Source organism: Terriglobales bacterium, from assembly GCA_035651655.1.
Taxonomy (GTDB): domain Bacteria; phylum Acidobacteriota; class Terriglobia; order Terriglobales; family Acidobacteriaceae; genus DASRFG01.
The window spans coordinates 36,053-47,550 of the sequence record DASRFG010000031.1 but is presented as its reverse complement, the minus strand read 5'-3'; the positions used below and the strand labels follow the sequence as shown (position 1 = coordinate 47,550).

General features: G+C 56.3%; 9 protein-coding genes. 5 read left to right on the top strand and 4 right to left on the bottom strand.

Translation table 11 applies throughout. The features are described from left to right. Positions 1–77: 77 nt before the first annotated feature. Both VFA76_15390 and queG read right to left on the bottom strand, forming a co-directional pair. Complete coding sequence (locus VFA76_15390) at positions 78–1,940, bottom strand: tetratricopeptide repeat protein (protein ID HZR33229.1); 1,863 nt, start codon at positions 1,938–1,940, stop codon at positions 78–80. A 115-nt stretch (positions 1,941–2,055) separates the two neighbouring features. Further along, a complete protein-coding gene (gene queG / locus VFA76_15385) occupies positions 2,056–3,135 on the bottom strand; it encodes a tRNA epoxyqueuosine(34) reductase QueG (protein ID HZR33228.1) in 1,080 nt (359 codons plus the stop codon). A gap of 92 nt (positions 3,136–3,227) precedes the next feature. Here queG and VFA76_15380 point away from each other — a divergent pair, with 92 nt between their 5' ends. Then, complete coding sequence (locus tag VFA76_15380; GenBank protein HZR33227.1) at positions 3,228–5,078, top strand: alkaline phosphatase family protein; 1,851 nt, start codon at positions 3,228–3,230, stop codon at positions 5,076–5,078. 45 nt (positions 5,079–5,123) lie between these two features. Here VFA76_15380 and VFA76_15375 read toward each other — a convergent pair whose 3' ends face one another. Both VFA76_15375 and VFA76_15370 read right to left on the bottom strand, forming a co-directional pair. Continuing rightward, positions 5,124–5,399, bottom strand: a complete 276-nt coding sequence (locus VFA76_15375) for a DUF507 family protein (protein HZR33226.1) — start codon at positions 5,397–5,399, stop codon at positions 5,124–5,126. Then, entirely contained in the window at positions 5,396–5,674 is a 279-nt protein-coding gene (locus VFA76_15370; GenBank protein ID HZR33225.1) for a DUF507 family protein, read from the bottom strand. The genes VFA76_15375 and VFA76_15370 overlap by 4 nt, the downstream gene beginning before the upstream one ends. Before the next feature lie 162 nt (positions 5,675–5,836). Between VFA76_15370 and VFA76_15365 the strand changes: the two genes are divergently transcribed. The 4 genes from VFA76_15365 (at position 5,837) to lptB (ending at position 11,314) form a co-directional block, all read left to right on the top strand. Continuing rightward, the gene (locus VFA76_15365; protein ID HZR33224.1) at positions 5,837–6,307 is read left to right on the top strand and encodes a hypothetical protein; all 471 of its coding nucleotides are present in this window, start codon (positions 5,837–5,839) and stop codon (positions 6,305–6,307) included. Positions 6,308–6,310: 3 nt separating this feature from the next. Then, a complete protein-coding gene (recJ, locus tag VFA76_15360) occupies positions 6,311–8,074 on the top strand; it encodes a single-stranded-DNA-specific exonuclease RecJ (GenBank protein HZR33223.1) in 1,764 nt (587 codons plus the stop codon). Between the two features lie 201 nt (positions 8,075–8,275). Beyond that, positions 8,276–10,585: an LptA/OstA family protein gene (locus VFA76_15355; protein ID HZR33222.1), complete on the top strand. Its 2,310-nt coding sequence runs from the start codon at positions 8,276–8,278 to the stop codon at positions 10,583–10,585. Then, the gene (gene lptB / locus VFA76_15350; protein HZR33221.1) at positions 10,586–11,314 is read left to right on the top strand and encodes an LPS export ABC transporter ATP-binding protein; all 729 of its coding nucleotides are present in this window, start codon (positions 10,586–10,588) and stop codon (positions 11,312–11,314) included. It abuts the gene before it with no gap. The last annotated feature ends 184 nt before the right edge of the window (positions 11,315–11,498 follow it).

Here is an 11,498-nt window from a genome sequence, read left to right as displayed (position 1 = left end):
ACTATGCCGGGGACTATGCCGGGGACTATGCCGGGTTAAACCATGCGCGATTGCCAGTTCGAAACGCCACCCGGGATCTACTGCAGTTCCACCGACACAAGGGTACCGGCGCCACTGCTGGCAGTGCGGTAGTTCACCGCGACCCGCCGATTGTGCCAGAGACAAGAGAACTCATCGGCTCCGATGACAACCAGGCGCTTCACATCGGTAGTCGTCATCTTCCATGTCTTTGCTCCTGACGCCAAAGTCAACGTGGCTGACGGAGGAGCGGAGCAATCTACCTGCACCAAGGTGGCTTTCAGGAAATGCACGGGAGTGTTGTCAGCCTTGATGGTCTGGACATTCTCATCGGAGTCCTGGCTCGCGTCTTTCGATTTCGGTTTTGGCCGCCACTGCGGTGCGGTCATCTCGTCCAGACTGCGAGGATGGGAGACCTCAGTCAAGTGCGATTCCCGCATAGCCTGCACTTGCATTAGATTTTGGCTGGCCATGGAAGCAATATTCGGGTCCTGGCTGTTTTGCAGGCGCGTCAGCAACGTCCTGGCCTCCTCCCACTTTCGCATGTGCAGATAGACCAGCGCCAGGTTGGCGGCGTAATTTTCGTTTCGGGGGCTCAGTTGAACTGCCGCCGCGAGGTCACGCTGGGCGGCCTCCAGCTCTTCGTTTTGCATCTCTGAAATGCCTAAGAGTTTCAAGGCGTCGGCGAATTGGGGGTTCAACCTGACGGCGGTGCGCAGCTCGCGTATGCTGGCCTCATTTTCCGCGGGCGACCGACTCAAATTTCCCGCTCGGCGATAGCGTAACAATGCAGAGTAGTAGTGCACCCAGGGGTCCTGGGACTCAAGGGCCGCAGCTTTCTCAAAGTGCTCGGCCGACTTTTCGAAGTCTCCACTGTGCAGGAAGGCGAACCCCAGACCACGCTGAGCAGCGGCGTTGTTTGGCTGCTGTTGCAACACTTCCTCCAGCATGGCAACGCCTTCTTTCTGATGGTCGCGCGTGTGCAAGGCGAAATCACCGAGCATTGCCTGGCTGTCAAGAGCAGAGAGTGACTTCGAATCATAGCTGGCCACGCTTTCCAGATCGAGCGGAAGCTTGGCGATGCCATAGCGGCCTTCTCCCAAGCGGTAATAACGGTCCACCGAATCTCCCAGTTGCTTCGGAGTCATTCCGAATGCTTTTTGAATGGCGTCTTCCACGGACACGTGCTGGTTCAGGACCAGCTCAAAATAGATTCCAGTCTCGCGGAGCTTAAGCTTGTCCTGCAAGTAATGCATCATCAGCCAGGATTGGGCATAGAAGACTGATCGCCGGTCACCTTCGTTGTAAACCTTGGCATCGTGGCGCACTTTGAAGAGATCAGCGATGGGCATCCATCGGGACTGTTGAAGTATTTCCATGGTCCCGATCGGCGGTTTGCCGATCTCTATTCCTCTGCTGGTCACGTTAACGGTAGAGAAGTACTCGGCAAAGCCTTCATCGAACCAGGGCTGAGTTTCTGGGTAATTCCCATTGAGCAGCAGGTGACCGTACTCGTGGAACACGGCTTCCCACCTGCCTTCCAGGGAAACATCCAGGCCGATGTAGTCGCGGTCGGTGGAAGATTGAAAGAAACCTGACAGTTCCACGGCTCTGCCGTTGAACACGGGCGCGAAGCGGCTCAATTCGTTGCCCTTGCGAAAAGCGACAATCTGTAGCGGTACCGGAACATTAACCGTAAGTTTGGATAATAACTGTCCGAAGGTGGCGCGCATCTGCTCAAAATGAAATGCGACTTCTCGTCCGCGTTTATCGCCGGCGTCGGTATCCACTACAAAGTGCGGGGAGCGGACCTCAACCCACTTTTGTGCTCGGCTCGAGGATGGACTGAGCACCAATGAGGGTAGAAGAGCAAGGAAGAGAATTCTTCTAATTAAACCCGACAAAAAGAATGGTTTCGGCATGGCCGCGGCTCCTGTTACACAGGCCTGGCGAGTTAAGATGCTAGCACGCTTTCCAGCGCACATAAAACTGCAGTTTGCCTATTGAAACGGATTGAGTGGTGTTCAGAAGAGTCCTTTAGCTGTTCAGGCGCTCGAGGGCCCAATGGGCATGTTCTGCCACGACCGGATCTGGATCTGCCGATAGTTTTTCTAAAGTGGGAATGAAGTTACGATCTCGGCTGTTGCCCATGGCCACCACCGAGTTACGACGTAATCCCGAGAGCTTTGCCCGTCGCACGGGCGAACCGCGAAATGTGCTGGCGAATTCCTCGCCAGACATCTGCGCCAGCCAATCCAATGCGGGGCTCACCAATTCAGGCCGCGGCTGCAACTGTGGTTCGCCGGTCGCAGGCGATTTCCGATTCCAGGGACAAACATCCTGACAAATGTCACATCCGAAAAGATGCCGTCCTATGCCCTCACGCAAGTCTTCCGGAATTGCGCCACGTTTCTCAATGGTGAGATAAGAGATGCAACGATTTGAATCCAGAATATGGGGCGCGAGCAGCGCGTCCGTCGGACACGCCTCAATGCAGCGAGTGCATGTGCCGCAGCGGTCGGCCGCAGGGACATCAGGCGCGAGCTCCAGCGACGTGAGAATCACGCCAAGAAAGACCCACGATCCCAGCCGCTGGTTTATCACGCAGGTGTTCTTTCCCACCCATCCTACGCCGGCATACTTGGCGTAAACGCGCTCGACGAGTGGGCCGGTATCCACATAGCAGCGCGTCTGCAGGCTGGCCGCTGGGTCAGTTCCATTTTCAGATAGCGCCCGGTGCAACTCGTCTTCTACCTGTTGCAGTCGAGTCAAGACGACTTTGTGGTAATCCAGTTGCGACCAGGCGTAGCGCGAGATCCAGCCTGTTTTAGAATTGTTCACCTCAGTGGAATAGGGCTCTGCGGTGTTGTAGTTGAGGGCGCAGACGATAACGCTACGCGCCCACGGTACTGCCGAACCTAAAGACGCGCGCTTTAATTCTCCGTGCTCATTGCGTGCTTGCATGTAGTTCATTTCACCAGCATGACCAGCTGCAATCCATTGGGAAAAGAAGTTGAGCTCGGCGTACTCGTGCACTCCAGCCACCCCGGCTAAGTCGAATCCGGCCGTAGCAGCGGCTTTTAGTACCGCATCCTTAATATAGGAAAGTTGTTGCATGCGAAATTCACTTAATACCAACCTATTGTTGCAGATTTCGGAACCTTATGGACAGGCAACCAAGGCGATCTCTCGCATCTAAGCACTAAGTCATGAGATCACCTCGAATTTCAATTCTCTCGAAGTGCTTGGTTCACCGTGCTTTGTTCGTGCTCCCCATTTTTGGCTCCATGCTTGCTATTGGCCGTCCCGCTGCCGCATGCACCCTTAGTACTACGAACCGGACGGTAACCATTTGCACTCCCGGGAACAACTCACAGGTGGTTACACCGGCACGCGTGGTTGCCGGGGCTACGGACTCGCTGACCGTGACCGCCATGCAGATCTATATCGATAGCAAATTGGTATACAAGGTGAGCGGCAAGGCAGTGGATACTTTTGTGAACCTCACCCCGGGGGCTCACTCGCTGACAGTAAAGGGCTGGGACAGTAGCGGGAGCTTCTCCAAGAACATCAAGGTTGCAATGAGTCCACCCTGCGCCCTGAATCCCACCAATCAGACGGTCACTATCTGCACACCCGGCGCGGGAGCAACCGTGAGTCTGCCGACCCATCTGGTGGCGGCGGCAAATGATTCGACGCCCACGAAGCTGATGCAGGTGCTGATTGATGGCGTAAGTTACAAGCAGGTTAGCTCAAATACGGCTGATCTTTACCTCACCGGCCTGGCGCCTGGGCAGCACACGGTACAGGTGAAAGCGCAAGACACAGCGGCGGTGACGTTCAGCAGTAGCGTCGCCATCAACGTCACTGACAATGCTGGTTTGTCGAACCTGAAGCACATCATCTACCTCGTCCAGGAAAACCGGTCCTTCGACAGTTATCTGGGCCGCTTGGGGCAATACCGTGTGGATCGCGGCTTCAGCAATAACGTCGACGGCGTGCCGCTGGGCGCCACGCTGGTTGCCAATAATGGTGTGGCAGTACATCCATTTCATTATCAGAGCGTTTGTACTGAGGGTCTGACGCCGTCCTGGACTGAAAGCCATATTGACGTGAATGGCGGACTAATGGACAAGTTTCTGCAGACCGGAATCACCTCCAATATTGATCCGTACAACACTCGCGCGCTAGGTCATTACGACTGGAACGACTTGCCCTATTTGTATTCCTTGGCGTTCAATTTCGGCACGAGTGACCGCTTCTTCTCGCCGCTTTTGGCCAATACCCTGCCCAATCGTATGTACTTGTTTGCTGGAACTTCGTTTGGGCACATCTTTTCCGATCAGTACCCGACTGGCGGCTGGCCCCAGGCAACGATTTTCGATCATCTCGACCAAGCGGGCGTCTCCTGGCGCTACTATTACCAGGACAACAGCACTTATTTGACGCAGTGGGCCGGCTATTATTCGGGAAATCAGCACACCAAGCTGTTCCCAATCTCGCAGTATTACACCGACCTGCAGAACGAAAGCACCTTGCCATCCGTGATCTTCATTGAGCGCGCTTCTTCGGCTGGATTGGATGAGCATCCGGGGCAAAATCTTCAGAACGGCGCCACCAGGGTGGCCCAGATCATCAATGCACTGATCGGCAGCCCCTCATGGAAATCTTCGGCGTTCATCCTTACCTTCGACGAGGGGGGCGGCTTATACGACCACGTGGTTCCGGCGACGATCATGAAGCCGGACGGCATCGCTCCCATGATTCCTTCGGGGACCCCACCCGGCGATTTTGCCCACACCGGCTTCCGCATTCCCCTGGTCGTGGTTTCTCCCTGGGCGAAGCCGCACTATGTTTCGCACACCTGGCGCGACCTCACTTCCATTCTTCGGCTCATTGAGACGCGCTTCAATGTGCCGGCGCTGACCGTGCGCGACGCATCGGCGGACAACATGATGGAGTTTTTCGATTTCTCCACGCCGCAGCCGGTGCCAACCCTGCTGCCGCCAGCGACGGGTGGAACCTGCGACTGGAACAAGGAGAAGGCGCCAGGATTCTGAGGGTGGGGTAAGAAGTAACAGAAAACTGCAAGGGGAACTAAGGTCTTAAATGCCCAGCTTCTTGACTTCCTCGTTGTAGTACTTGCGGTAAAGGATGTCCCATTCCTGGGAACCTTCGAGAATGGTGCGTTTCTGATTTTCGATTTTCTGCCGGGCCGAGGCGTCAATCCTGGCCTCCTGATTAAGTAACTCTTCCAGGAGACGTCGAACTTCCAAGCGAATGGTGTTGCGATCTTCCACGAAATCTACTTCGTCCAAGGTGGCAAGGGCGTCAGAAACGGTGTGGGCCAGCTTATTCACTTTGTCTCGGCTGAGCCTCACAGCACCGCCTTGTACTTGCGAACCAGCTCGTTTTTGACCTTTTTAAACATTTCCTGGTAGTTGGCCCCGCTCTTGCGCATCTCTTCCGAATAGGCCTCAAGGATGACGCGCACCTCGTCGTTGATGCGGTCCTCTAAAGCGATCTCCTCCAACAGCGCCGCGTGCACTTTCTGCGTCACTGCGGGAAGTTGCTGGGTTTCAATGAAATTGCCGGCAACCAGTTTCTTGGTCACCTCGCGGGCCAGGTAGCCCACATATTCTTTCGAGAAAACCATAGTTCAGGTGGAAGTCCAGGCTGACAGTCCGGGCTAGAAGCCTCTGCCCAAAATTTGAGTTTAGCATAATCACTCGGGACGCCTGAACCGCAGATCGGCAGCTTTGTCCTTAGTAGCTCGCAAAGCGAGTTGGGTCTAGAATGCATTAGCCACAAACTCTACATGTCTGACGACCTCACCACGCTCAAAGATGACATGACCGCTTTTATCGAAGGTCATGGCATGAAGCGCTTTCCGGCCTACGTGGACTCCGAACAAGTGCAGAGCGTGATGTGGAAGAGCTCCGCGGAAAATCCCGACGGCTGGAAGGATTTTGTCGAGCTGGCCAAGGCCGCTGGTGCCACCTTCCTCACCATGGACGACTGGGCATTGCAACGCGAGGAACTGGACGAACTGGTCGAGCGGCTGCGCAACGCCCACTACCCTAATGAGGAAGACCTGGATGAAGCCCGCTGGCTACGCGCTTATTTATCGAAAACCGGATACATTCAGTTGGGATGGGCCTACCAGGGGTCCATCTTCGTCTATGAAGTTTCCACCGAGTGGTACGACCGCTACCAACATCTGATAGAGCTTGCTGAGGACTTCGGCGGGATCGCTATTGACGAGCCCGACCAGGATGACGAGCCCTGATTCGTGCGCTGGGAATTAGCATCGGTTGACGAGATCGCAGCTAGCCGGCTCGCCAGTGAAGCCAGTCTTTCTCCGACTATCGCACGCCTCCTATTGAAACGCGGGATTCAGGATGCCGAAGCTGCCCACCGCTTCCTCTCCCCGTCACTGGATCATCTGCACTCGCCATACGCCATGAGCGGAATGGCGGCCGCAGTCGAACGCCTGCGTAGCGCGATTGCGCGCCAGGAAAAAATTCTGATTTATGGCGACTACGACGTGGACGGCACCGTTGCCATTGTGATTCTGATGACCGCGATTGGCTTATGTGGCGGCCACGCGGACTTCCATGTGCCTCACCGCATCCGCGACGGCTACGGGATGAAAGATGATGTGATCGAGCGGGCGGCTGCGGAGGGCGTGCGCTTAATCGTGAGCGTAGATACTGGCATTCGCGCATTTGCTGCCGCGGAAACCGCACATCGCGCCGGCGTGGACCTGATCGTTACCGACCACCATTTGCCTCACGCAGAGCAGGGTGTTCCCAATGCTCTGGTCGTGCTCAATCCCAACCAGCCGGGATGCGAGTATCCCTGCAAGGCTTTATGCGGAGCGGGAGTAGCTTTCAAACTGGCCCACGCATTGATGGAGAAAGCTCTGCCGGAAAAACGGGAGCTGCGGCCGTTGCTGATGTCTTTTTTGAAAATAGTTGCGGTGGCCACCATTGCTGACGCTGTCCCTCTGCTCGATGAGAATCGGGTTTTCACGCGGCTCGGTTTGGAGGGACTGCGTTCGCCGGTGAATGCTGGGCTGAAGGCACTCCTGGAAGTGTCACAGTTGGACGGGTCACGGAGGTTGGAGTCATCCGATGTGGCGTTTCGCCTGGCTCCTCGCCTGAACGCTGCTGGTCGTATGGATGTGGCTCGCGACGTCATCGAGCTATTCACAGTCAAGGACGTCGCCCGCGCTCGAGAATTAGCTGAGCGCCTGAATCGCTTGAACAGCGATCGTCAGGCGGAAGAGGCCCGCATCATTGATGAGATTTGTGCTCGCCTGGATGAATCCGCGGAGATGCGCCAGGCGTTCTGCATCGTGGTGGATGGTGAGGGCTGGCATCGAGGGGTGATCGGCATCGCTGCCACTCGCGTGGTAGAGCGTTACGGAAGACCCACGCTGGTAATCTCGCGCCAGGGCGAGGAAGCTCACGGATCGGGCCGCTCGATTTCCGCGTTTCACCTTTTGCAGGCGATCGAGAGCTGCGAATCTCTATTCACACGTTACGGCGGACACGCGCACGCGGTAGGATTTGCGCTCCCGTCCGCCGGCATTCCGGAGTTACGCACCTCACTCGATTCCTACGCGCGCGCTCGTTTGACCCTCGCGGACTTTGAGCCGGTGTTGCATGTGGATGACGAGCTTGATCTGGTCCAGGTCACTCCCGACCTGTTCCATGCCCTGCGGCAACTGGAACCCTTTGGAATGGGAAACCCCGAACCGGTATTCGTGTCCCGCAACAGCCGCGTTCTGTTGCCACCACGCACCCTGAAAGAAAAGCACATCAAGTTGAAGCTGGCTGCGGCTACTTCAAATGGGAAATTCACTCCCGGCATTCCGACAATAGGCTGGCGCATGGCGGAACGTTTCCAGCGAGAACAGATTCTGGCCGGTGATACGTTGGACGTGGCATTTACTCTGGAGCACAACGATCATCCTGAATTCGGTGGTCTGGAATTACGACTCTGCGACGTCATCCGTACCGTGCAGCTGGCCGCGGCGTCGGCTGACTGAGACTTAGGTAGGGGGCCAGCCGCCCTCGGCAGCCCAAGGCGAGCTACCCTCGCCGCACAGGCGAGGGCGCCTGTGCCCACGTGAGTTGGGTGAATGCACTGTTCCCTGTTAGATAGCTGGCCCGAATCCACACCTGCCTGGGCGTCCTTCGACACTTAAGAGATGAGTTCCTGGGTGCGACTGCCTGCTAGTATTTGAGCAATGCCCATCTCCATAGTCGGCCTGCGGAAATGGTTAGCACTGATGGCGGGTGGTTTCATAGTCATCGTCGTCCTCTTTTACCTATATGCGCAGCGCCGGGCGGAGCAAGTCAGCCATGAGGTGCCGGCGCCATTGCCCTACCAAGTCCAGCAGTCTACCCAAGACTTTGAATTGTCCAAGTCGGAGCACGGCCGGACGCTGTTTACGGTGCGCGCCGCAAGAACGGTGCAGTTCAAGCAAGGGGGCCGCGCTTCGCTACGCGATGTGAACATCATCATTTACGGAAAGGAATCCAACCGCTTCGATCAGATTTATGGCAAGAATTTTGAGTACGATCCCAAGACTGGCGAGATCGCGGGAATCGGACCGGTGCACATCGACCTGGAGGGCAATGCCCAGGGTCCCGCTCGCCCCGACCAGACCCCTCCCGAGGTGCTGCAGAACCCAATCCATATTGACACCACGGACTTGGTCTTTAACGAGAAGACTGGTAACGCTGCCACTCACGGCGTAGTGAATTTTAAGATGGCCCAGGCCAGCGGTTCGGCGGTGGGCGCACGGTACATCGCTAAAGAGAACACATTGGTTATTGACTCCAATGTGGACATTACCGTGCTAGGCGCCAACCCTTCGCACATCCTTGCGGCCCATGCCGCCGTCACGAAGATCCCACGACAGGTCGTGCTCGACAAGGCCGTGCTGATTCAGGAGAAGGAGAAGATCGCGGCTGATGTGGCGACGATTTTTTTCAAACCGGACAATACTGCTTATCGCATCATCGGCAATGGCAGTGTTCAGGGCCAGACCTCGACCGGCATAAAAGCCAGGGCGGAACGCGCAGACTATCTCCTGAATCCTCACAATACTTTTCATTCCGGCGTGCTTACCGGCAATGTGCATGTAGAACAAGCTGGTGCGAAGCCGATGCAGGGTACCGCGCAACAAGTCTCAATGGAGTTTGCGGCAGACAATCAGCTCTCCAAGATGCGGGCTGTGAAGGACGTAAAGTTGTTGCAAAGCCAGGTCCCTGTTCCTGGCCAGGTACAGCAGGCCGAACTTGATTCCGACGCGGTTGATTTTCGCTTCAAGCCAGGGCAGCAGCTCGACCACGCGGATACCTCAGGCAAGGCCCAGATTGTGATTCTCACTAGTCCAGCCGCACCCAAGCCGCGCTCAGCCGGGCAGCCGGTGATCGCCAAATCCTCGACAGCATCCAGCGTCCCAATTCCCACCACCCTAACCGCTCGTAAATTCCACGCCGTTTTCGGCGACGACAATCAAATCAAGTTTGTGCGCGGCGCTCCCGATGCCAAGATCGTGTCGCAGAATCCCGGCCAACCGGATCGGGTTAGCACCAGTCGCACTGTGGATGCCAGCTTCAGCGATGAGGGCGCCATTTCCAAGGTCGTGCAAACCGGCGAGGTGCATTACGTCGAAGGTCAACGCGAAGCTTGGGCGGACAAGGGCACGTACACGCCGTCAGACATGATCTTGACCCTGAACGGATCTCCACGGATTGTTGAAAAGAGCATGACCACTACGGCGGATGTTCTTCGCATGAATCGCCAGAGCGGACAGGCGCTTGCGAACGGTCACGTCAAGACAACCTACAGCGAACTGAAACCCCAGCCCGGCGGCGCCATGCTGGCTTCATCCGACCCCATTCACGTTGTTTCCGCCTCCATGACGGCTGATCGCAACAGTAATCTTGCCGTTTATTCCGGCGGCGCCCGCTTATGGCAGGGAGGTAACGTAGTCCGCGCACCCGCCATTACTTTCAATCGCGCCGACCGCAGTATGTTGGCGGAGGGAGTTTTCCCGCAGCGGGTGGACACGCTCTTTCTGCAGACTGAGGCCACAGGAGCAATCAGTCAAACCCACGTCACCGCCAATCATCTGGATTACTCGGATCCGCAACGTCGAGCACATTTCAGTGGCGGGGTGGTGATGCGCAGCGCGCAAGGCACAGTCACGGCGGATGACGCTATCGCCTATCTATTGCCACGCGGACAGCGCCCTGCGGCGAGAGAAAGCGCTAAGGGTTCCGACGATACACCCAGCCAGATTGATCACGTGGTGGCAGACGGGCATGTTGTTGTGCAGCAGCCAGGTCGCCGGGCCACGGGAAACCATCTGGTTTACACGGCAGCGCAGGCGAAGTACGTGCTGACGGGCGGAAACCCTAGCATTTTTGATGCCGAACGTGGCTCTGTGAACGGCGATTCGTTGACTTTCTATAGTCACGATGATAGGGTTCTCGTAGAAAGCAAAGGCACTTCCCCCGCTATTACCCAAACAAGGCCGAAGTAAATGCATACGCTGGCGACGGACGAGGTAGGTAAGTCGTACCGGGGCCGGCGAGTAGTCATAGACGTTTCCCTGCAGGTAAATCAAGGAGAGGTTGTTGGATTGCTGGGGCCCAACGGCGCCGGTAAAACCACTACCTTTTACATGGTTGTGGGGCTTACCCCGCCAGAGTCCGGCCGGATCCTGATTGATGGTGAAGAGATCACGCGGGTGCCCATGTACCTGCGGGCCCGCAATTACGGCATCAGTTATCTCCCCCAGGAACCCTCAGTCTTTCGCAAGCTAACGGTCGAAGAAAATATCCTCGCAGTCCTCGAAGCGCAGCCGATGTCGTGGCACGAGAGGCGCGAGCGCATGGAACGGCTGATTGATCAACTGGGGCTGGGAGTCATTCGCAAAAATAAGGGAACGGCGCTTTCCGGAGGCGAACGCCGGCGTGTGGAAATCGCGCGCTGCCTGTGCATTTCTCCGAACTTTATCTTGCTGGACGAGCCTTTTTCAGGCATCGATCCCATTGCGGTTCTCGATTTACAGAAAATTATTTTTGATCTGAAAGCGAGCGGCATCGGCGTACTCATCACAGACCACAACGTGAGGGAGACGCTCTCGGTCACCGATCGCGCTTACATCATCAACGAAGGCCGTATTTTCCGTGCCGGTTCTCCCGAACAATTAGGGAATGATTCCGAAGTGCGGCGGGTTTATTTAGGCGAGAGTTTTTCGCTGGTTTGAGTTGCGTTTCAGGCGTTTTCTTAAGGCGCATTGGCGAGCCTCGGGAAGACAGCGGCAGCAAGATCGGAAACTGGTCAGCTGCATGGATCATATTGAAAACTAAGGGTTACGGACGTCATCAGAGTTCCCCTCAATGGCTTGGGGGGAGGCTGACGGCTGGTGTAATCTGATAGTGCTCCTTCGG